The following is a 22,715-nucleotide window of genomic DNA, read 5'->3' as shown; positions in this document are numbered from 1 at the left end:
TGAGCATATAATTCCATTATCGAAAGGAGGTAAACATGAACTCGTGAACCTATGTTTTATCGATAAGTCACTCAAGGAATTGAAACGATTCAAAACCAAAGAGGAAATTATAGAACTTTGCAAAATAATCATAGAGAATGAATTACAATTATCAAATCATTAAATCTATCATTGTAAATCTAGAAAACAGTGTATTAACACATGAACTTGAAAAAGTCTATAATAATCCAATTTCTTGGAACAAAGCTGTCTACAGATTATGTAGGAAGAATTTTGAAAAAATAGAAAGGAAAAGAATGACCTATGACAAATTCAAAATCAAAAATAATATTTACTTCAAAGAATCTGAGAAAGGAAAATGGAATCGAAAGATAAATACATTGGCATCCGCCAATTTAGATATAGTGAATGAAACGAAGGAAGAAAGAATTCAATTGATGATCCTAAAGCTGGAGCGAATCAGAATGCATGTCTCGAAGCAAAAGCAGAAGACATTCCCCCTTTCGAGACTTATCGAAAATTTCAATCGAAGAAGAACTGTAGTTATCCGAGATGAGTGGGATATTCCGATCATTCACTTGGTCAAAAAAATGAATTGGAGAAACTAAACAAAAACAAATTATTGATTGACCCGAAAATTATTTTTCTAATTAATATAATACTTAATTTAGAAAAATCTATTATGGGTGCTCACACTAATCAATTTCTAATCTATTTTTCAAAATTTCCAAATTCATATTCGTTCGATTAGATACAAAGCTAACTTTAATAAATTTATTCAAATTTTTCCCTATATCTTCAGTTACAGATTTTAATTCACTTTCATTCAGACCTTCGGAAAAAGTTCTAACTATAATCGGATTATATTGTATTAATTTACTAAAAACTACTTGATCATGGGCATTAATTTTTCCCTTAATAACGAAAATAATTTTTTTAAAATATCTAAATTCAATTCCATTCAAAATTTCTTCAGTATCATGCATTTGAGTTCCATAACCTGGCATATACTCCATCGGTATCCTTGGGCAGTTTCAAAATCTATAGCAGTAAATGTATTTTTGTTATCTTCCAACTTCGTTTCCTTACTTTTTATCATCCTTCACCAAAATTCTCACTCTAAGTATCCAAAGCATACGTTAGGGGAATATCGGATTCGTATAGATTCCCTTCGGGTGGTTACTAGAACCTGACCCGCATTTGTATCTTTTTTTAAAAAAATTCCTCATTTTTTAGTGAATAGTAAGGCAGAAGGGTGGGACAATTCAACAGGTTCAAGAAAAACTATTTATGCACAAATTTAAATTATTTTTATGCTCTTGATTATAAAAACTAAGCCCGAATATAAAAATTCTATACATATAAACTAACACGTTTTCTACTTATGAAATGTCATCTTCTGGTGCGTCCGATTTTACTAACTACCTAACCCACTTTAGAGAGAGAGTTGAGCAAACAAATTGGATCTTGGTAAAAGAGGAATTTGGAAGCGATGATTTCAAAGAAATTTCTGTCTTTTTCTATGAGATAAAATTGATACTCGATCTCATGCAAAGTATGCTTGAAGTTGGTGAGGATCCGCCTTCGATTACTATCCTTGGAAAAAAAATTATCAATCTTAATGGGGTCGATTTAGGTGAATCCGTCCAAGCAAATGTAGTGAATATTCGAGACACATTAGAGGCGGGAATTTCTATTCTGGAAGGAATCCAAACTCAACCTTTCTTTCCAAATTTTCATAAAGAAATCATAGTCAAAATTCAAAAAGTGGTTCTCCATATTGATGATTTATCCAGAGATTTATTGGCAAGATTTCAATCATACGAAATTGTCTTAATCTAATTGGAGAGGTTACCATTCTTCCCCAGCACTCGATTGACTATATGAAAAATGTTTAAAACAAAGAAAAGGGGCTTCGATTTCTCTAACCCCCAAAAATAGTCATTCTTGAATTTATCTATAGAATTTGTTAAAGGAATCTAAAATCTATATTGAGTAAAATCCGTTACGCTGAGTAAAATTTTCTTTTGAAAAATGAATTTGCTGAAGAGCTTTTTCCACACCTACTTCAAGAATAGGATCACTTTCGTAATATCTACCTGAATTGTTGTCGTAAAATCTTCCACTTGGATTTACCATCAAATAAGAATTGGTCATCAAAGAATTGTCTTCAGCTATAATCTTAACTCCATACTTCGGAAGTCCACTATGAGTCTTTAGAAAAAATGAATATTCTTCATTTGATATTTGATAATCAGAAAAATTCATTTCATTTTCTCCTTCAATTCGCAAAACCTGGAAAACTTTCCATCTATGGATATTGAGTGATTTAACAAAATCAGACATATTTTCCTTCCAATTTAACTTAGTCACTACGGAATTCAATTTCTTATAAATCCTAGCTCCAGACTTAATGCATTCCTCATCGATCCATTCAAAAACCCTTTTGGTATGATCCACACTAGTCCCATTGCCCCTTCCAAGAAGTTGCAATGTTTCTCTGTTCCCGCTATCGCAACTAACTCCAAGAATATCCAAGTGCGGAGCAATGTCCTTAACCCAGTTTTGATCTATTCTTGAGCCATTAGTTATAATGGAAGTTATGAACCCTATTTTTTTTGAATACTTTAGCAGTAAGTTAAAATTGCGATAAAGCAGAGGTTCTCCACCAGCAAAATTAATTTTTCTAAAACCAAAGTTTCTTAACTCTTGCACAATTGAGGCGGAATTTTTGTATTCTAAATGGGCTGTTTGCTTGAAATGTGCAAAACAAAAGCCACACCTGAAATTGCAGTTTTTAGTTAGGTGAAAATTCACCGTTAATCCAGAATTTATCATTTTTATCCTTGCTCATTGGCTTCGTAGAAGCAACTAGCATGAGAAAGATTTGGAACGATAATCTGGAATTTCTATGTTAGTTCATGCCCTCAATTTTGGGAACTATTTAAACACCGCCAAACAACTTTTTCTTCCAATTTTTTATAAATATTGATGAGTGATTTATCACCGTCGAAGAGTTTGTATTTTTCCTGCATTTTTGCTTTTAAAGCTGGAAACCTTTCAAGCGTGAGTTGATTGTAATAATCAAAATTTTTACTATCCCCATTTTCCACAGACAGAATTCCTACTCTCTCTTCTTCGGAAATTTCAAAAATCGGATCGTATAAAAGGTATAAATTATCATTCAAAATGGTTTCTAATTCAAAATAGGAAGTTTTTAAATACTTAGAAAAAATCTTGACTCCATCAAAATTAAAATGGTTTGAAACTACCATATATTTGATTTCTAAATTTTTTTCATTAAATCCAAATCTATTCCTCAATTCATCTCTTCCCAAATCGGTATTCAAATATTTTTCAATATTGGATAACTGAAGACCAGCTTTTAGTAGATTTTGATGATAGGTTTCAAATATTTGAAATAAACCGCCGTTAAATGATGAACTTTTTATTTCCAAGATAAGAAGCGTATTACCATCTTTCACCATGACATCTATTTCCATCTTAGGTACGGTGGATTGATCAGAGTCACATAAAATTTCATTTTTTAAAACTCGAAATTTAGAACTTTCAAATAATTTTGAAACGTTTTCTTCAAGATCAGATGATATTAAGGATGCTAGATTTTCAGTCTCTATTTTAGAATCCTTAGAAATTCGAATCAAACTATCAATGACTGAGAAAGCAAAAAAAGGATTCGCTGAAGATTTAGGAAAAAAGAAAAAAGAATCTTCAATTTCAAATAAATAAGTATTTAGAAATTTGCGATTCAAATCATTTCCAATTCTAAATACAATTTTATCTATGATCGCCTCTCGGAGATTTTTTTTCAAATTTGAACTTGGATATACGTTTAGAATACTGCTATCTGAGAATATTTTAAAATCATTACCCAATTTAGATCCTCGCCAGGAATCCTCTTCAATTTTTAACCCTGCCTCTAAATAAAATAAGAATTGCATAAAAGATATTATTTCGTCTACAATTGAATTTTTTTGTGAAGTTATAAAATACCAAAAAACCATTCTAATTGTCGCCATATACCTCATAACATAATTTATTTCTGCATTGCATTCACATATCTCTCTAAATTTTTTAACAAATACTTTAAAAAGCTTTTGGTCGGATAATGATGAGTTCATCAAAGTAAGTTGGTTTTCTATGTCTGATAAATTATAATGAAAACTATTGTTTAAACAGAATTCCTTAAAAATATCTCCATCCAAATCAATTGGAAAATTGAATAAATATGTTTCACTAATTAATCTTAAATTTAATCCTTCGACTTGATCTAACTTCGGCTTACATTGCAATCTGATAAAAAAATTATGAAACTGAAATTCATCTAAACTTTCTATTTTAATTTGATTACTGCTTAGAATAGTATTTATTTTAAGCATAAGTAACTTTTGGAAGTAATAGGAATGCTGTTGATTTAAATTCGCTTCCGAACTTAAAAATTCTCCGCATACATATAAAAAATCGAATAATGAAAACATATTTAACTTAGATAAAAAAGTTTCTTTTAAACTTATTTCCAATTTTTTATGTGTATTTATAAAATATGCAAACGCATTCAACTCCGAGAAAAGCTCCAATGCGATGTCTCGATTATTCGTTGAGAAATCTGATATCGAATTTTGATTACGAAGACTTGCTAATTTGATAGCTTTAAGAAGCACAGCCTTATCTTTCTCAAAATACTTCTCTATTATTTTAGTTTCCCAGTTTTGACTACAATATACATACAAGTTAATAAAAATCTCATAGTATTCCGTGTTCAAAAATTGGTCGATATTTTGACTAAAAAATTTACTTAAATAGAGTTTCTTAAGTCTTCCATTTATTTTTTTTTTGCTTAGGCTCCCTTTTTCTACTGAGATTTTTGCCAAATAAAAGATGACTATGGTTCCATTTGTGCTCAGTAAATTTTGCAATTCGTCGTCTATATTTTGACTATTACCCAAAATTTTCAAAATCTGTGATTTAAAATTATTCATCCCCACCCCACTTTGTCCCACCCTTCCGCTATCATGAAACTATTGCAGAATTTCCGTAAATTATGAAATCTGACTGTATTCTATGGCAATAAAAAAATCGGAATTATACTCTTCACTTTGGAAATCCTGCGATGAACTTCGAGGTGGGATGGACGCCTCACAATACAAGGATTATGTTCTTGTGATGTTATTTATCAAATACATTTCAGATAAATATGCGGGAGAAGCGTTCTCTCCCATCACAGTGCCAAAGGGTAGCTCTTTTAAGGACATGGTTGCCTTGAAGGGAAAAACGAGTATTGGCGATGACATCAATAAAAAGATACTCGCACCATTGGGTGAAGCCAACAAAATCTCCGATTTTCCTGACTTTAACGATGTAAACAAACTCGGCAGTGGTAAGGAGATGGTCCAACGCCTAACCAATCTCATTGCGATCTTTGAAAACCCTGCTCTCGACTTTTCGGGTAACAAGGCGGAAGGTGATGATATCCTAGGTGATGCTTATGAGTATCTCATGAGGCATTTTGCTACAGAAAGTGGCAAGAGTAAGGGGCAATTTTATACGCCTGCCGAAGTGAGTCGTATCATGGCAAAGATCATCCATGTGTCCTCGGCTGATAAATCTAGTAAGACGGCTTATGACCCCACATGTGGTTCTGGTTCCTTGCTTCTGAAGGTATCGGCTGAGGCGGGTAAGATCACTCTGTATGGACAAGAGATGGATGTGGCAACGTCTTCTTTGGCACGGATGAATATGATCCTCCATGACAATCCAACTGCAGAGATCAAACAAGGGAACACACTTGCCAATCCTTTGTATCTTACGGATAAAGGAGACCTCAAGCAGTTTGATTTTTTTGTCGCCAATCCTCCGTTTTCCTTTAAGGCATGGAGCACTGGAATTGATCCCATAAACGATCGTTATGGGAGGTTTCAGGACTTTGGTATTCCTCCTCAGAAGAATGGGGATTTTGCTTTTTTACTGCATGCGGTTCGTAGTTTGAAGAGTAACGGAAAGGGAGCCATCATTCTTCCTCATGGTGTTCTCTTTCGTGGGAATGCGGAGGCAGAGATTCGAAAGAAACTGATCCAAAAAGGTTATATCGAAGGGATCATTGGTCTTCCTGCCAATTTGTTTTACGGAACGGGTATCCCTGCTTGTATCATTGTGATCAATAAGGAAGAAGCTGAAACACGAAAGGAACTTTTCATTGTCGATGCGTCGAAAGGGTTTGAGAAGGATGGAAATAAAAACCGACTTCGGGAACAAGACATTCACAAAATTGTGGATGTGTTTACCAATAAAATTCAAATTCCCAAATACAGCCGTAAGGTGACATTCAAAGAGATTGAAGAGAAGGAATTCAATCTCAATATCCCTCGTTATATTGATAGCAGTGAACCAGAAGACATCCAAAACATCGAAGCTCATTTGCATGGCGGGATTCCTGAACTGGATGTGGATGCCCTCTCTCCTTTTTGGGAGGTGTATCAAGGACTGAAAGAAACTCTTTTTACTACCAACAAACGAAAAGGATTTTATGATCTCAAATGTTCGAAGGAAGAGATCAAAACTACAATCTATTCTCATCCTGAATTTGTGAAATTTGGAAAACAGATCGAAACCACGTTCGCCAAATGGAAAGAAAGCGGACTCGAAGCATGTAAGTCGATTGGGAGTAAAACCAAACCTAAGGAGTTTATCCATAACTTTAGCGAAAGCCTTCTCACTGCCTTTTCCAAAACCCCTCTTGTGGATGCTTATGATATCTACCAACATCTGATGACCTATTGGCTTGAGGTGATGCAAGATGATGTGTATTTGGTTGTGGATGAAGGTTGGAAGGTGGGAAAGGAAATCGAACCCATTGGCAAATCCAAGGAGTTTGAAGGAAGGCTCATTCCCAAAGCCCTCCTCATCCAAGCCTACTTTGCCAAGGAAAAGGAAACTATCGAAACCTTGGAATCCGAAAGGGATAGTCTGGACTTAAAACTAGAAGAAATGGTCGAGGAACAAGGTGGAGACGAAGGACTTCTCTCGGATGCCAAAACCGATAAGGAAACCGTCACACCTAAGTCTGTGCAAGCACGTTTGAAACAAATCCAATCGGATAAGGATGCCAAGGAAGAAATCACCTTTCTCCAAGAATACCTAAACGTAGCCAACCAAGTTACGGATCTCAATTCCAAAATCAAACAGGCACAAGCTGATTTACAAACCAAAGTGAGCGAACGATACAAAACCTTAAAAGAAGAGGAAATCAAAACCCTGGTAGTAGAAACCAAATGGTTCGCCAAACTGGCAGCAGATGTGCAATCGGAACTGAACCGCATCAGCCAAACCCTGACTAAACGGATCAAAGAACTTGCGGAACGGTATGAAAGTCCGCTTGCGACTTTGGAGAAAGAAACAGAGGCACTGGATAAAAAGGTCAAAGGGCATTTGGCAAAGATGGGGTTTGGGTTATGAAGAAAAAGTTAAAAGATACAGAATTAGGACTGATCCCTGAGGATTGGATGATTAAGAAACTAGGTGATCTAGCTTTTATAACAAAATTAGCAGGATTTGAGTATTCTCTTTATTTCAATAATTATAAAGATGAAGGTGAAATTATCGTTATAAGAGGAACAAACATAAGTCGAAATAAACTTGATTTATCTGATATAAAAACTATTCCCAAATCAGTTTCGTCGAAACTACCAAGAAGTAAATTATTTAAAAACGATTTAATCTTTGCGTATGTTGGAACAATTGGTCCAATTTGGATTATCAATGAAAATGATAAGTACCACCTTGGACCTAATACTTCAAAGATTACATGTAATAATCAAACTTCATTTCGTTTCGTTTATCATTGTTTTTGTAGTATAAATATAAAAACTGAAATTGTAAATAATACAAGTATCGGTGCTCAACCTAGTCTTTCTATGTCGAAGATTAGAAGTTTTCGATTAATTACACCCCCCACTCTCGCCGAACAAGAAGCCATTGCCGATGTTCTTTCCGATACCGATGCTCTGATCACTTCCCTGGAAACCACCATCCAAAAGAAAAAACTCCTGAAACAAGGAGCCATGCAAGAATTACTTACGGGGAAACGTCGTTTGCCTGGGTTTGGTGGGAAAGGAGGAATGAAGGATACGGAGGTGGGACGGATTCCTGAGGATTGGGAAGTGAAGAAGTTGGGGGATATGATTGAATTTCAAGGAGGCTCTCAACCAGATAAATCAAATTTTATTTACGATGAGAAACCTGGCTTTATAAGACTATTGCAGATTAGAGATTATAAAGGAGACTCGTTTACAACCTATATTCCTTCTAAATTAGCAAGGAGATTCTGCGATAAAAATGACATTATGATAGGAAGATATGGACCACCGATTTTCCAAATCTTACGGGGTTTGACTGGTGCATACAATGTTGCATTAATTAAAGCCATTCCAAAAAATAACGTAAGCAAGTCCTATATCTACTACTTTCTTAAAACAAGTAAACTTTTCGATTACGTAGAGACTCTTTCACGACGTACTTCAGGACAAACTGGGATAGATTTGAATGATTTAAAAAACTATGCATTCTCTCTTCCCCCCATTCTCGCCGAACAGGAAGCCATTGCGCAATTGCTTTCGGAAATGGATGAGGGGATTGAGGCTTTGGAGAAGAAGTTAGAGAAGACGAAGGGGATCAAGCAGGGATTAATGCAAGTGTTGCTGACTGGGAAGATCAGGTTGGTGTGAGGGGGAATGGGGATGGATTTAAATTTTAAAATTTCGGATGCTTTATCGATCATAGCGATACTCATCAGTCCGCTACTTGCTGTACAATTGACGATGTTATTCGAAAGGAAAAGAAAAGACTATGAGAGAAGATATACTATTTTTAAAACTCTTTTAACGACTAGATCAAATACACTTTCAATCCAGCATGTAGAAGCACTAAACTCGATAGATGCAGAATTTAATGAAAAAAAATTCAGTAAAGTATTGGATAAATGGAACCTATACCTTCAACACTTAAACCATAAACCACAATATGAAAGCTGGAATCAAAAAAGTCATGATCTTTTGGTCGATTTAATCCATGAAATAGGCGTTTCTTTGAAAATTAATTTCGACAAATCTAGAATTAACCAAAGTGCCTACTATCCAAATGGACATTGGGTAATCGAAGAAGAATTAACTGAAATCAGAAAGGCAATTTTAGATTTCCTTAGAAAAAACAAATCACTGCGTATCGAGATTTCTAAAGATGCAGATAATAAAAATGCTCCATTATCATAACGATTCATATAATTCAATATTTAGGGAACCTTCGGCATGCAATATTTAACATCAATGATAATCATGGCAACTATTCTAAGTTGTAACTTCCATAATATCCAGGAATCCAAAACAAAATATCCTGAATTATTCAAACTGTATTCAGGTAAATGGTTTTTATTTGAGAAAGAAAAAAGTTACGAATTTCCTAAATTTAAAAAAAACTATTCTAGCGAGAATATCCTAACGCTATCCCCCGATGGCACTGCAAATATATCAACGGGGAAATTAAGGTGTAAAGAAGCAAAATGGTATATTAACGAAAACAAAGTATTTTTCAAATGTAAGGATATTGATTCATTCCAGCTTTCTTTCATCAATTATGAAAGGCAAAAAAAGGAATATGATTTATATTTAACTGAAAACCAACTAACCCTTTTTTCGATCGAACTTAAAAACCAAAACGATACTTATGAATTTTACGGAACAAGTGATATAGAAAAATGGAACAGAGCAAACGATTCCTTTTTCCTGAAGCTTAAAGAGAAATTTAAATCAGCAGATTCATACTTTAAGTATAAATGGTATTTCTTCGAAAGTCTTCATATTTCAAATAATGAATTCACCCTTTATTCCGAAGAAAGCTTAATCGATTCTATAACAAAAAAAAATGAGGACATAAATTTTAAAACTATATTTGAATCTCTCAATAAGTTAGAAAGTATATTAACAAATCAGAAATTAGAACTACAAAAACAAGAAGATTGTCAAAATTCATTAAGAAAGCAAAACATTGACTTCAATAGAATCGAAGAAGCATTCCAAAAAAAGAAAAAATCAAGAGATTATGAAGAAAATGGTCAATTAATCCTATCAAAAAATTCTACAAAAGATTCAAAAATAATTTTTGATGAAGTTTTTGAACTTGGAAAAGAGATAAGTTTTCCTAAATCATGCAATTTAATTAAGGTTAATTTCCGCACATTTGCGTTTCAAACAAAACAAGGAAGGATTTTGAAATTCCATTTTGTGACTGATACAGATGGAACAAAAGGCTTTTATAGAGAAAGTTCCTACACAAAGGAATCTATAGCTTCTGAATTTGAATCCAAAAAGGATGAGGAAATGATTATCGTCAAGATCAAGTTAACTTCAGGTATTCTCGCAGGAATAGGCGGTGAAAAAATTACTTCGGTAGATCGTTTTGACAGTTATGATGACGTAAATTTGATTCAAATCAACTGCCAACTCTTACAAGTTTCTAATTAAATTAATTATTTAAATTTAGGGTTTGGATAAGGAGTCGGACAAGACGAAAGGGACTCATGCAGGTTTTGTTTACGAGAAAGGTTTGGTTGGCGGGAGAGGGAGGTGGTTGGTGATGATAAAATTTTTGATATAAACTTTCTCAAGAAAAACCATTCAAGATATATAATAAAATATATCTGCAATTTTCTTGAATAAATATTTAGGATAAACAAAGTGAATCTAATTCTAAGAATATTTTCTCTATTTCTCTACATCGTTATCGCGATAACCATTCATTTCTATTTACTAAACTCGTACAAAATTACTGGTGGCGGAGAAAGTCTATGGTTAATATCATTTATTGGTTTGCATACATACCGACTGCTATCAGCACCTTTTTTCTCGAAATCTGTTGATGCAATTAGCTTGGGTATTTCTGGTTTTCTTGCCTCAACAACTATTGATCTGACATCATCAAGGCTTCAATCGGACATATCTGAATATTTAACTAATACTTCTGCTTTTTTTAGTTGTATCATTGCAATTGTAGGAATTATAAATGGGTATACTACAAAAAACCAAATAAACCCAGAATTACAAAAATTTTCGAACAAGATAATATCTTTATTTTCAAAACCCGAGTTCTTTTTCACTCCTATTGCATTCATAAGTATATTCGGATATTTCGATTCCTCAGGTAGTACACCTATCCTCCTGGTTACATTTTGGTTTTTTTTTGCAATACTCCATCCGTTAGAAAACGTCATCTTTCTTATATTTTCGTTCATCTATATTCGAAAAGAAAAATCTATTGAAAAGTTGACAATTGGAAAAATTACCCGAATAGATAGCCCTAATCTTATTAGAGTGAACTTACATACGCAAACAAGGTGGAACTCGCTCGAATCACTATCAACTACCCTGATCGATGGGAGGAAAGGATATATAATACCTTTATTTTACCAAACTTTAAATGACAAATTAGTTGGTACGGGCTTATTCTTTAGTAATAATAAAATAGTAACTAAACACGAAATTCCTGGATTTGTATATTATACAAATGGACTGTTAAAACCTGACGAAATCATTCAGGAATACCTTGGTTCAAATATGTCTGGAAAGGTAATCGGTATCATTATTGAAGACTCTTCTATCCAAGAAATTAAAATAGAAATTTCCACAAATGAAATTCTAGAAGAAGGTATGGTCGTGTTCTGTAAAATAAATGATAAGATAATCTACTATCAGATTTATGAAGCAAAAACGAAAGAAGAATATTTTAAAGAGAATCCGTATGGAAGTAGAGTTGCAAAAGCTTCTCAAATTGGAATTGAAAGTGATAATGGAAGTTATACATGGTTCCCTTGGCTTCCAGAAATGAATTCACCAGTATTCTTATTTAGATTCTCCACTGAATATAAAAAAACGACTTCATTTTCTCTTGGAAACATGCCTGGAACCAACAAACGAGTCAATTTCGACTTAAATTCACTTGTTAAATACCACACCGCAATACTTGGAATAACAGGAATGGGGAAAACAGAACTTACTTTCGATATTATAAAGGAAGGATTGAAGGGAAATACAAAGATCATTTGTTTCGATTTAACAGGTGATTATATTCAAAGACTGAAAGAATTTAAACCCAGAAAAATCGGATTAAAAAAAAATGCATCAAAAGAAACAAGTGAACTACTAGAAGCAATTGAAACGGGAGAATTTAGTGCATCCAAAGAAAAAGCAAATTTTAATGCTTTTATAAAGGGCATTTCAGGAAATATCACCAAAGAAGTTAATCACTTCCTAAGCAAAAGGGATAAGTTATCAATATTCGAGTTGGAAGATATTTCAAATTCCAGAGCAACTCTACGCATAACAGAATTATATTTATCAGCAATCTTTCAATGGGCTAAGAAGAATAGATCAAAAAAACAACAAATACTAATAGTATTAGAAGAAGCACACACTATAGCACCAGAATTCAATCTTTATAGAAATGATAGAAGCGACACTGATGCCGTTGTTGGTCGAATTTCTCAAATTGCATTGCAAGGAAGAAAGTATAACGTTGGTCTATTGATTGTCTCACAAAGAACTGCATTAGTCAGTAAAACCATCTTATCTCAATGCAATACCTTTATTACATTCAAAATAATAGATAAAACTAGTTTAGACTTCTTAACTCAAGTTTATGGTCAAAACTACATAAACAGTATTCCTAACTTACGACAGAGTCATGCTTTAGCATTCGGAAAGGGAGTAAGTAGCGAAAAACCCATTCATATTAGTATTCCATTTGATCAAGCAAAGAAAACTGCAAGCGAAAATATGGTATAACAACATTATGAAATATGAAAAATCATATGACTGGTTCGTGACTTCAAAATCATATTTATTCGCCAGTCATCATTTAACATATTTAATGCTTTCAAATTCGATAGCAAATACAAAAGGAACTTTGATTGGAAAGAATCTGTTCGATTTTGTTTCAAAGTCAAGCCACCATCAAAATTTTTAACTTTGTCACCCTATTTTATTTAACTTCAAACATGGCTTGGAGCTATATCTCAAAGCATTTATTTAAGTCAGCAAGAGTAACTTTAAATTAACTCATAATCCGCTAGATTAATTAAAAAACCTTGCTTAAACCAGCGACCTGGTATTTATCAAAATAGAGAATGTAATTGAGCCAATTCTAAAAAAATATTATGAGAAGCAGATTTTCCAAACAGTTAAGTCGAGATTTGATAAATAGAATGAAATCGGCAGATATCCTGAACTAAGAGATAAAAGCTCGATCGGACAAACGAATCTATTCGCGAATTCTATTTTTTTTTAAGAGATGAAAAATGATACTATAACCGCACTAGAAATATTTGAAAACACCTACCATGAATTTTGTAAAACTAGCAATAAACACTGAGACTTGTGAAATATATAATAAAGAAAAACACCTATCAAAGGAAAAACAATGATAAAGACAGAAAAACTGAACGCTTTATTCGAAAAATGGAAAAACTCGCATCCTGAATTTAAGAATAGCTTTGTTTCCGATGGAATAATAAATGAAGAAGAGTATTTAAAAGCTAAGGTGAAAATTTTAGTACTCACCAAAGAATCAAACAATCCAGAGCAATCCGAAGAGGATTACCGAGATTGGTGGAAATATGGCATAAAATTTGGCTTTTCGAGGAGAATCGCTGAATGGAGCTACGGAATACTGAATAACTTTCCACCTGTGCAATCTATATCTGAAGAAAACTTGATTGATTCGATTCGTAAAATTGCCTTCATGAATGTAAAAAAAATTGCTGGAGGCTCAACAGCAAACGATGCAGAACTTGAACATTATCTAAATCGTGACAAAGAATTTATCCTAGAACAAATCGCAATCATAGAACCTGATGTGATCATCACTGGAATTGCAAAAGATGAGTATTTGAATCTTTTATATCCGAACCTTAAGTTAAAATCCTCTGGATATGATATTCTGATTGGGAAAGAAAAAAATATGAAATTTGTTAGTTTCTATCACCCTTCTTACAGAGTTCCAAGAGCCATGGCTTATGCTTTGTTAAAGGAAGTTTGCCTTTCTGAGGAATTTAAATCATTGGATTAAACGAGGCGAATTTGTAAAAAATTTCAAATATTGGCAGTGCGATGCATTTATTTTAAATATGGGCTGATTAAATAAAAACGGACACCTTTTTTGCAAAGAAAAAGAAAGAGTTAAAGATGAATAAATTGACCAAAGTTGTTAATTCGAACATAATAAACTGCAATAAAAGAATCATATGATCAAGGGAATAAATGTTATATCAGATAAAAGAAGAAAAGATTCTCCTCGAAGAAAGCAAACCATTAAAACTGGAGAAACAGTTGCAATCATTGTTAATGGAATCAGGCGAGACAGATGGGACACTTCAAAGTCCCAAATATTTACGTGAGGATATTTTTGGAACAAAACTATTAATTATAGGAAAGGAAGTTTATACAAAAGACAAAAAGCGATCGGACATTCTTTGCTTAGATGAAAACGGTGACGCAGTAATTATAGAGATAAAAAAAGAATATGCTAGGTTGGGAATCGAAACACAAGCTCTGCAATATTTGGCTGATGTTTCATCTTATGTTGGGAAAGATTTCGTGGAGCGTTATAAAAATGATTACGAATTTTCTGATTTATTTGAGGAACATATTTGCTCGTTTCTAGGATGGTCTGAAATTTCTGAAAATTTAAACAGAAATCAAGCAATCTTCCTCGTTGCCAATGATTTCGATAAGGTAGTATATTCAATAGGAGATTGGCTTTTTTCCAAAAATGTTTCTTTCAAATGCCTATCATATTATACTTATGAAATCAATAACAGACAATTTATTGACTTCACTATCAAATTCGAAAAGACAATTGCTAGATCAAACTACCTTGATTTTACTCAGAAATCTAAAAAACGTCGCAACATTTTTTACTTCAACATAGGCATAAAAGAACAATTAAAATGGGAAAGAATGATAAGGGAAAATTTTATCTCATGTGGGTTTGATGGGGTCAAAGGAGATCGTGGTTATAAGATCTTAAATTCATTCTATCCAGGAGATAAATTGGTTTGTTATCTGAGCGGAAAAGGTGTGGTCGGAATTTGTGAAATTCCTCATGACTCATTCGAAAATAAAAATATACAGGAAACAGAGAACAAGCACTATTCTTTTTCTGATGAGACTTTAGACTCTTGGGGTAGCTTTCACAAACATAAATTAAGGATAAATTGGTTACGATACGTAGAGTCAATAGACAATGCAATAAAAAGCAATGTATTGAAGGATCGATTTAATCTTTACCATCCAATTCAAACGTTACAAGCTTTCCCCAACGAAAAAGCTTACAAAACTATCTTTGACGAATTTGAAATACTAACGAGACAGTAAACCCATGAAACCCTTTCCCAAAAAGATCACCCTCTTCCTCATTGATGGAGACGCCAGCGGAAGGATCTCTGCGGAACTTTCCAATTGGAATGGAATCACCTATAAAATTCCACGAACTCTGATTAAGGAATCCATCAGTAGGGAAGATTTATATTCCACGGGTGTATATTTTCTATTTGGTAAGAATCCAGAGGATGAAGAGAAAGACTTAGTTTATATTGGCGAAGCAGAAAGTATCCTAGACAGGCTCAAACAACACTTAGGTTCTAAAGAATTCTGGATTGAAGCAGTTTGTGTTTTTAGTAAGAACCTAAACAAAGCCCATGTAAAGTATCTGGAAAAAAGGCTTTTTGAATTAGCAAAAGAGGCAAATCGCTATGAATTGGAAAATTCAACAGTGCCCGCAAAAACTTCCATTTCCGAAGCAGACCAAGCGGAGATGGAAGAGTTCCTTGAAAATATCAAACTTACAGTTCACACATTAGGATTCAAATTATTCGAACGAATTGATAAAAGGGAGTCCGAGAAAATATCTTCTCAATCGAAGGACTATACAATTTTAACGAAAGGCATTAAAGCAACAGGCTTTCTCACAACAGAAGGTTTCGTAGTTAAAAAAGGAAGCCAAGCAATGATGGAATTAGTTCCATCTATGGAGAAATGGGCAAAAGGATACATGAGACTTCGTGAAAAGCTGATTGCCGATGGAACCTTAAGAGTAGAAGGCGATCACTATATCTTCACTCACGATTTTCTTTTTTCTTCTCCTTCGGCAGGTGCTGTGATTGTGATGGGAAGAAATGCCAATGGGATGACTGAATGGAAGGATGATAAAGGAAAATCCCTCGCAGAAAACGAAGCCATGGAATAGTAAGGAGTATTGGTTCATAAAGTCAGAAAGAACGCCAATCCAATGATTTCTTACTCTACCAAAACCCCAAACTGGAGTGAATACCCCATATTTTCCAATCTAATCTTATAATAATTTTTAATTGCACTTAAACCATTTCCTGCAATTATAGAATTTCTTATTTGCAGGAAACTCCAAAGTGAAAACAATTCCCATCTCTCAATTTGTCTCAGGAACCTACGTCCAGCGTTTTCAATACAAAAGTTTCGAACCAGAACCAGTGGATTGCCAATGGGTTTTAGACGATCCAGACATCGTTATGCTACTCAGCGAATCAACACTTAGGCTTGGCGAACTCAACGCCTTTTCTCAGTTAATTCCTGATGTGGACTTCTTTATCAAAATGCATGTGTTAAAGGAAGGAACCAAAAGTAGCCGAATCGAAGGCACTCAAACCAATTTTGACGAAGCAGTCCAAAAAGAGGAATTCATTTCGCCAGAAAAAAGAGATGATTGGATGGAAGTGCAAAACTATGTGCAGGCAATGAACCAAGCGATAATTGATTTGAAAACCTTACCACTCAGCAATCGACTCTTAAAACAAACGCATAAAACTCTCATGCAAGGAGTGAGAGGAAAACAAAAACTACCAGGACAATTTCGAGTCAGTCAAAATTGGATTGGTGGGAGCAGTTTAGCAGATGCTAGTTTCATACCACCTCATCATGAGGGTTTGGAAAATGCCATGTCCGATCTGGAGAAATTTTTAAACAACGAAATTACTCCCGTCCCTCATTTGATCAAAATTGGAATCGCACACTACCAATTTGAAACCATTCACCCATTTTTGGATGGAAATGGAAGGATAGGAAGGCTTCTCATCACACTCTATTTGGTAAGCCATAACCTATTGTATAAGCCGACCCTTTATCTATCTGATTTTTTTGAAGAGAATCGGGATAGCTATTATGACAATCTAACAAGAGTCAGAACTCAAAATGACCTAAAGCAATGGCTTAAGTTTTTTTTGGAAGGAGTTCGAGTCACCTCAGTCAATTCGATTCAGACCTTCAAGTCCATCATCCAACTCAGAGAGGAAACAGATTTAAAAATAGCGACACTTGGGAAAAAACAATCTCTTGCGAAAGAACTGGTTCAGCTTTTATATTCTAATCCTATTTTAGATTCTAGCGATGTAGCAAGAGAGCTACAAATCAATCCATCGACAGCGAAACGGCTCTTAGATGATTTTCTATCCTTGAATATTCTAAAAGAAACAACTGGTTTTAAGCGAAACCGTATTTTTGCGTTTGACGACTATTTGAAATTATTCCGATCATAGAATAACAGCGTATGAAAATAGGCGATATCGAAAGGGCTACGCAGAAACGAGTCATAGAACTCTTTCAAAACGAATTGGGTTATGATTATTTAGGAGATTGGCAGGATCAATCTAACAAAAATATTGTCCCGAATCTCCTTGCCCGCTTCCTTTCCAGGCGAGGTATTTCCGAAACCAAAGTTTCCCGAACTCTCGACCTACTCCACCAAACCAACAACCAATTTGGCAAATCACTTTATGAAAGGAACAGGGAGGTCTATTCCCTACTTCGTTACGGTATCCCTGTTAAAGAATCCGCTAGTGAGAATGCCGAGACAATCTCACTCATCGATTGGGAACATCCTGAAAACAACCACTTTGGAATCGCAGAAGAAGTAACCGTTCTTGGCAAATCAGAAAAACGCCCTGACTTGGTTTTGTATGTGAATGGTATTGCCCTAGCCGTATTAGAATTGAAGAAGGCTACTACATCTGTTTCTGAGGGGATCCGACAAAACATTCGGAACCAAAGTAAGGAAGCCATAGAGGACTTTTTTACGACCATCCAATTCGTATTTGCAGGAAATGATACGGAAGGTCTCCGTTACGGGACAGTCGGAACTGGAGAAAAGTTCTTTCTCAATTGGAAAGAAGACATTGAAGATAACTCCCGAAATCTTTTAGATAAATACTTATTAAAACTTTGCAACAAACATCGATTTCTCGAAATTATTTACGACTTTGTTTTGTTTGACGGTGGAATTAAAAAACTACCACGATACCACCAGTACTTTGGAATCAAGTCTGCTCAGGATTTTGTTCGAAGAAAGGAAAGTGGTATCATTTGGCATACCCAAGGTAGTGGAAAATCCCTTGTCATGGTGATCCTAGCTCGTTGGATCCTAGAAAACAATCCCAATGCAAGGGTTGCTGTCATTACCGATCGAGATGAATTAGATACCCAAATCGAAAAAGTATTTAAACAATCGGGTGACAAGATTTACCGTACCACAAGTGGTAAGGATTTGATTGGGCAACTTTCGATGGCGACTCCTCGCTTGCTTTGTTCCCTCATCCATAAATTTGGTAAAAACAATGTAGATGACTTTGATGCCTACTTAGAAAGCATAAAAAAGAATCCTCCACAAACCCAAGGAGAAATCTTTCTCTTCATTGATGAGGCACATAGAACCCAATCAGGAAAACTCCATAGATTGATGAAAGCGATCCTAAAAGGAGCAACTTTCATTGGATTCACAGGAACCCCACTCCTTCGAAAGGATAAACAAACATCCGAGGAAGTCTTTGGAAAATACATCCACCAATACCGATTCAACGAAGCAGTGAGAGATGAAGTAGTTTTGGATTTGATGTACGAAGCAAGGGACATCGACCAAAGACTCAGCAGTCCTGAGAAAGTGGATGAATGGTTCAATGCGAAGACAAAAGGTCTGAACGATTACCAAAGAAAGGAACTCAAGAAAAAATGGGGAACCATGCAAAAGGTTCTCAGTTCCAAATCCCGAATGGAAAAGATCGTATCAGACATTTTACTCGATTTTTCCAATCGCCCTGCTCTGAGTAGCCAATACGGCAATGCAATGTTAGTTGCAGGTAGTATTTACGAGGCATGCAAATATTACAAACTCTTCCAAGATACTAACTTAAGAGGTAAATGTGCGGTCATTACTTCCTATTCACCAAACAAAAGTGATATTCGAACAGAAGATATCGGAGAAGGAACAGACACTGAGAAGGAATTTATTTACAATACATATACAGCGATGCTTGGAGATAAAGATGCAGATCAATTTGAAGAAGAGGTAAAAAAAACCTTCATCGAAACTCCTGCTTTAATGAAACTCAGCATAGTCGTTGACAAACTCTTAACAGGATTTGATGCTCCTGCTTGCTCCATTCTTTATATTGATAAAAATATGCAAGATCATGGACTCTTCCAAGCTATTTGCCGAGTGAATCGATTGAATGGGGAAACTAAACCCTTTGGTTACATCGTAGATTATAAAGACCTATTTAAAAAGGTGGAGAATGCCATAGAGGTCTATACTTCCGAACTTAATCATGATGGAAATGATGATACTCAAAGCACTGACAGCTCCATAGTTGTTAAGGACAGACTCCAAATTGCTAGAGAAAAATTAATCGAAGACCTTGAAGCCTTAGAAACCTTATGCGAAGCTGTCGCACCGCCAAAAGATCAACTCGACTACCAAAGATACTTCTGCGGAAATACAGAAAAACCAGAAGATATTGAAGACACGGAATTTCTTAGAATCAACTTATACAAGCTAGTTGCAAGTTTTGTTCGTTCCTTTTCTAACATCGCAAATGAATTCGAGGAAGCTAATTTCACAAAAAAAGAGGAAACCTACTACAAAACCAAATTCGAATTTTATGTGAACTTACGCCAAACCATCAAAAAAGCTTCAGGTGACGTTATTGATTTAAAATCTTACGAAGCAGACATGCGACATTTGATAGATCATTATATCCAAGCAGATGAATCTAAGATCATTTCCATGTTTGAAAATCTTCCCCTTTTGGAACTCGTAGAAAATTTGAGCAACCTAAAAGAAAAGAGTGCAAATACCCCAAGAAATCGAGAAGCCTCTGCCGAAACGATTGAAAACAATATCCGCCAAAAAATCATCCGTGACCACCTACTCGACCCTGCCTTCTACAATAAAATGAGCGAACTTCTTCAGGAGATCATTTTAGAGCGAAAAAAGGGAGCCACTTCGTATGAAAATTACCTTAAGAGAGTTATGGAACTCGCAAAGAAAGTCAGTAAGGGAAACCAATCCGATGCCCCTTCTCAACTCAAAACACCTGGACAAGTTGCTCTCTACAACAATTTGAATAAAAACTTAGAGCTTGCCCTAAAACTACATGAGGCAATTAATTTTAATCGACCTGATGATTGGCATGGCAACCCAACAAAAGAAAATGTTTTAAAAAAGACGATTTATGATTTAATGGACAAGAATGTTGAAGAAGTAGAGAGAATTTTTAAAATCATTGCCGAACAGCCAGAATACAGATAAGTTTACACTCCAGAATATTGAGATATCTGTAACCTACAAGGATATCAAGAATATCCATCTGTCTGTTTATCCACCTAACGGAGAGGTAGTGATCTCTGCCCCGCTCCGCATGCGTAAGGATATCGTCCGAGTATACACAATTTCGAAGCTGAGTTGGATCAAAAAACAAAGAGAAAAACTCCAGAAACAAGAACGAGAGCCAAAGCGAGAATTCTTAGACAAAGAGTCTCATTATTTATTTGGTAAACGATACTTACTCAAAGTGGTCGAAACAAAGTCGAAACCTTCGATCCAAGTAAAATCCTCTTCAATCATTCTATCCATTCCCAAAAGAACCTCAAAACCAAAAGTAAAAAAGCTATTTGATGACTACTACAAATCAGAACTTCAATTGAAAACCGAAAAAATAATGGCTAGTGCCCAAAAGAAAATGGGTTTATCAAACATAACATTTGGAATCCGAAAGATGAAAACGAGATGGGGATCCTACATTCCTGGCAAAAAGAAGGTTTGGCTCAATACAGAACTCGCAAAAAAACCCATCGATTGTATCGAGTATATCATCTATCATGAGCTAACCCATGCCTTTGAAAAAACGCATAATGTCAAATTTAAGTCGATCTTATCTCATCACTTGCCGAATTGGAAAGAGCTAAGAAAGAAGCTGAACCAACTCCCAACCGCACATGTAGATTGGGAGTATTGAGAGAATTCTGAAATTCGATTTAACCTACTTTTATTTTGAACTTCGAATTCAATAGTAGATGTTATTGTCATCTAACCAACTTTTGACGAACTGCCAAGTTTTCTCAGAAACCCTTCTATTTCTTTTCGCTTTTATTTCAGAGAAAATCCAATACTTACCCTCTTTCATGATAGCTAGTGTTGCTCGCATAGGATACAAGACCTTAAAAAAGAAATAATTACCTTTCTCAATATCTTTTGCAAAGTCAAAACAGCAATGTTTCTGAACACATCCTTCCTCATACAGGATAGCATCGTTTAAAATTGGTTGGATAAAGAGATTCCCTTGCCAAGGAATGCTGGGTTCTTGAAAAATCTTTTTCGGTGAGTTCTTCCAAATTTCATCTTCTAATTTATCCTGAAATTTAAAAAAGTGGTTCATTCTTTTAAATCTAACAAATGGAAATCTTTCATGAACTTTGATAAACATTTCAAAACCATGAAGATACCTCCTTTCAAACTCTAAAAAATTTAACCTGTCATCAAAAATAAAACAAAGTCTAAAGTCGTTTCCATATATGGAGTGTTGGTCATCAAGAAAAGAAATACTCGGAATCGCCTTTGAATTTTTTCTATAAAGATCCGATAAAAAATAAACTGTAATCAAAGTGATTTGCTTTAAATGAGAGAATATTTTTCCGTATTGCCCTTTTCTTACTAAGTCGATTAACATCCTAATTAGATACTCAGATAGCATATCTTTTGATATCTTCTTTAGCAATGAAACTTCGAAAGATTTAAATCCCAAAGCATGACCAATCTCTTTTTGGTTTTTATTCAATAAGTCTTTGTACAATATTTCCTTTTTTAAGTTAAAATGGTTCCCCGTGGAAAAATAATAAAAAGCAAGTCCATGATTAGCTTTAAACAATTCATAAAATTTTTCATTTCTCGAAAATTCCTTCAATAAGTTAAAATGTTTATTCTTTTTAAAAAAATTCACGCCTTCTACCGCTTCTAAATAGTGAGGTGGAATTGTTTTAAAAAATTTTCGGCATTCCTTGTATATAGTCATAAATTTCCTGGGAAACCATTTGCTCATTTTAATGAATGGAATCTGCGTCAAACTTGGAGACAGGTCATTTTTGATAATGGGAAGTAAGTAAATTTCCTGCGGAAGTGATACTATTTCGGAATAATCATTAAAAATTTTGACTAAATCATCTTCTGTTGAATAAAAACCTTCGAAAATTATTGCAAATATCCCAATAAGATAATGACGAGAAGATAGCTCGATTCCATCAACTTCGAACCAATCCTGGTCAACATGAGTTTCTTTTTTCCAAACTCGCAAAGAT

At 34.6% G+C, this 22,715-nt stretch carries 17 protein-coding genes; 13 read left to right on the top strand and 4 right to left on the bottom strand.

Annotated features, from left to right (window positions below):
- The first annotated feature begins 137 nt into the window (after nt 1-137).
- Entirely contained in the window at nt 138-608 is a 471-nt protein-coding gene (locus ND811_RS04925; RefSeq protein WP_265351007.1) for a hypothetical protein, read from the top strand.
- Between the two features lie 87 nt (nt 609-695).
- Here ND811_RS04925 and ND811_RS04920 read toward each other — a convergent pair whose 3' ends face one another.
- Nucleotides 696-1,016, bottom strand: a complete 321-nt coding sequence (locus ND811_RS04920; RefSeq protein ID WP_265365517.1) for a hypothetical protein — start codon at nt 1,014-1,016, stop codon at nt 696-698.
- A gap of 373 nt (nt 1,017-1,389) precedes the next feature.
- Between ND811_RS04920 and ND811_RS04915 the strand changes: the two genes are divergently transcribed.
- The gene (locus ND811_RS04915; RefSeq protein ID WP_265351005.1) at nt 1,390-1,842 is read left to right on the top strand and encodes a hypothetical protein; all 453 of its coding nucleotides are present in this window, start codon (nt 1,390-1,392) and stop codon (nt 1,840-1,842) included.
- A 144-nt stretch (nt 1,843-1,986) separates the two neighbouring features.
- On the opposite strand, the gene ND811_RS04910 is transcribed toward ND811_RS04915, so the two are convergent.
- Both ND811_RS04910 and ND811_RS04905 read right to left on the bottom strand, forming a co-directional pair.
- Complete coding sequence (locus ND811_RS04910; RefSeq protein ID WP_265351004.1) at nt 1,987-2,838, bottom strand: viperin family antiviral radical SAM protein; 852 nt, start codon at nt 2,836-2,838, stop codon at nt 1,987-1,989.
- A gap of 89 nt (nt 2,839-2,927) precedes the next feature.
- Entirely contained in the window at nt 2,928-5,000 is a 2,073-nt protein-coding gene (locus ND811_RS04905; protein WP_265351003.1) for a hypothetical protein, read from the bottom strand.
- An 82-nt stretch (nt 5,001-5,082) separates the two neighbouring features.
- Between ND811_RS04905 and ND811_RS04900 the strand changes: the two genes are divergently transcribed.
- The 11 genes from ND811_RS04900 to ND811_RS04850 all read left to right on the top strand — a co-directional run bounded on the left by ND811_RS04900 (nt 5,083) and on the right by ND811_RS04850 (nt 21,379).
- Nucleotides 5,083-7,473 (top strand): type I restriction-modification system subunit M, encoded by a 2,391-nt coding sequence (locus ND811_RS04900; protein ID WP_265351002.1) that lies wholly within the window; start codon nt 5,083-5,085, stop codon nt 7,471-7,473.
- On the top strand, nt 7,470-8,741 hold the full coding sequence (locus ND811_RS04895) for a restriction endonuclease subunit S (RefSeq protein ID WP_265351001.1): 1,272 nt from the start codon (nt 7,470-7,472) through the stop codon (nt 8,739-8,741). Before ND811_RS04900 ends, ND811_RS04895 begins: the two co-directional genes overlap by 4 nt.
- 12 nt (nt 8,742-8,753) lie before the next feature.
- Nucleotides 8,754-9,284, top strand: a complete 531-nt coding sequence (locus ND811_RS04890; protein WP_265351000.1) for a DUF6680 family protein — start codon at nt 8,754-8,756, stop codon at nt 9,282-9,284.
- 36 nt (nt 9,285-9,320) lie between these two features.
- On the top strand, nt 9,321-10,532 hold the full coding sequence (locus ND811_RS04885) for a hypothetical protein (RefSeq protein WP_265350999.1): 1,212 nt from the start codon (nt 9,321-9,323) through the stop codon (nt 10,530-10,532).
- Between the two features lie 213 nt (nt 10,533-10,745).
- Nucleotides 10,746-12,848 (top strand): ATP-binding protein, encoded by a 2,103-nt coding sequence (locus ND811_RS04880; protein ID WP_265350998.1) that lies wholly within the window; start codon nt 10,746-10,748, stop codon nt 12,846-12,848.
- A 634-nt stretch (nt 12,849-13,482) separates the two neighbouring features.
- Nucleotides 13,483-14,130: a hypothetical protein gene (locus ND811_RS04875; protein ID WP_265350997.1), complete on the top strand. Its 648-nt coding sequence runs from the start codon at nt 13,483-13,485 to the stop codon at nt 14,128-14,130.
- Nucleotides 14,131-14,321: 191 nt separating this feature from the next.
- Nucleotides 14,322-15,437 (top strand): hypothetical protein, encoded by a 1,116-nt coding sequence (locus tag ND811_RS04870; RefSeq protein ID WP_265350996.1) that lies wholly within the window; start codon nt 14,322-14,324, stop codon nt 15,435-15,437.
- Between the two features lie 4 nt (nt 15,438-15,441).
- Nucleotides 15,442-16,308, top strand: a complete 867-nt coding sequence (locus tag ND811_RS04865; protein ID WP_265350995.1) for a GIY-YIG nuclease family protein — start codon at nt 15,442-15,444, stop codon at nt 16,306-16,308.
- Nucleotides 16,309-16,486: 178 nt separating this feature from the next.
- The gene (locus ND811_RS04860; RefSeq protein ID WP_265350994.1) at nt 16,487-17,629 is read left to right on the top strand and encodes a Fic family protein; all 1,143 of its coding nucleotides are present in this window, start codon (nt 16,487-16,489) and stop codon (nt 17,627-17,629) included.
- An 11-nt stretch (nt 17,630-17,640) separates the two neighbouring features.
- The gene (locus ND811_RS04855) at nt 17,641-20,673 is read left to right on the top strand and encodes a type I restriction endonuclease subunit R (RefSeq protein ID WP_265350993.1); all 3,033 of its coding nucleotides are present in this window, start codon (nt 17,641-17,643) and stop codon (nt 20,671-20,673) included.
- Nucleotides 20,648-21,379, top strand: a complete 732-nt coding sequence (locus ND811_RS04850) for a M48 family metallopeptidase (RefSeq protein ID WP_265350992.1) — start codon at nt 20,648-20,650, stop codon at nt 21,377-21,379. Before ND811_RS04855 ends, ND811_RS04850 begins: the two co-directional genes overlap by 26 nt.
- Nucleotides 21,380-21,427: 48 nt before the next feature.
- On the opposite strand, the gene ND811_RS04845 is transcribed toward ND811_RS04850, so the two are convergent.
- Entirely contained in the window at nt 21,428-22,360 is a 933-nt protein-coding gene (locus ND811_RS04845) for a hypothetical protein (protein WP_265350991.1), read from the bottom strand.
- Nucleotides 22,361-22,715: the final 355 nt, after the last annotated feature.

This window comes from Leptospira soteropolitanensis, assembly GCF_026151655.1.
Classification (GTDB): Bacteria; Spirochaetota; Leptospiria; order Leptospirales; family Leptospiraceae; genus Leptospira_A; species Leptospira_A soteropolitanensis.
Note: the sequence above shows the minus strand (reverse complement) of the source record. Positions and strands in the feature narration are given on the sequence as shown.

What these genes read in the sequence shown, in the direction of transcription:
- ND811_RS04925 (WP_265351007.1), top strand. Translation starts at nt 138, where the DNA reads ATGAATTACAATTATCAAATCATTAAATCTATCATTGTAAATCTAGAA.
- ND811_RS04920 (WP_265365517.1), bottom strand. Translation starts at nt 1,016, where the DNA reads ATGGAGTATATGCCAGGTTATGGAACTCAAATGCATGATACTGAAGAA.
- ND811_RS04915 (WP_265351005.1), top strand. Translation starts at nt 1,390, where the DNA reads ATGTCATCTTCTGGTGCGTCCGATTTTACTAACTACCTAACCCACTTT.
- ND811_RS04910 (WP_265351004.1), bottom strand. Translation starts at nt 2,838, where the DNA reads ATGATAAATTCTGGATTAACGGTGAATTTTCACCTAACTAAAAACTGC.
- ND811_RS04905 (WP_265351003.1), bottom strand. Translation starts at nt 5,000, where the DNA reads ATGAATAATTTTAAATCACAGATTTTGAAAATTTTGGGTAATAGTCAA.
- ND811_RS04900 (WP_265351002.1), top strand. Translation starts at nt 5,083, where the DNA reads ATGGCAATAAAAAAATCGGAATTATACTCTTCACTTTGGAAATCCTGC.
- ND811_RS04895 (WP_265351001.1), top strand. Translation starts at nt 7,470, where the DNA reads ATGAAGAAAAAGTTAAAAGATACAGAATTAGGACTGATCCCTGAGGAT.
- ND811_RS04890 (WP_265351000.1), top strand. Translation starts at nt 8,754, where the DNA reads ATGGATTTAAATTTTAAAATTTCGGATGCTTTATCGATCATAGCGATA.
- ND811_RS04885 (WP_265350999.1), top strand. Translation starts at nt 9,321, where the DNA reads ATGCAATATTTAACATCAATGATAATCATGGCAACTATTCTAAGTTGT.
- ND811_RS04875 (WP_265350997.1), top strand. Translation starts at nt 13,483, where the DNA reads ATGATAAAGACAGAAAAACTGAACGCTTTATTCGAAAAATGGAAAAAC.
- ND811_RS04870 (WP_265350996.1), top strand. Translation starts at nt 14,322, where the DNA reads ATGTTATATCAGATAAAAGAAGAAAAGATTCTCCTCGAAGAAAGCAAA.
- ND811_RS04865 (WP_265350995.1), top strand. Translation starts at nt 15,442, where the DNA reads ATGAAACCCTTTCCCAAAAAGATCACCCTCTTCCTCATTGATGGAGAC.
- ND811_RS04855 (WP_265350993.1), top strand. Translation starts at nt 17,641, where the DNA reads ATGAAAATAGGCGATATCGAAAGGGCTACGCAGAAACGAGTCATAGAA.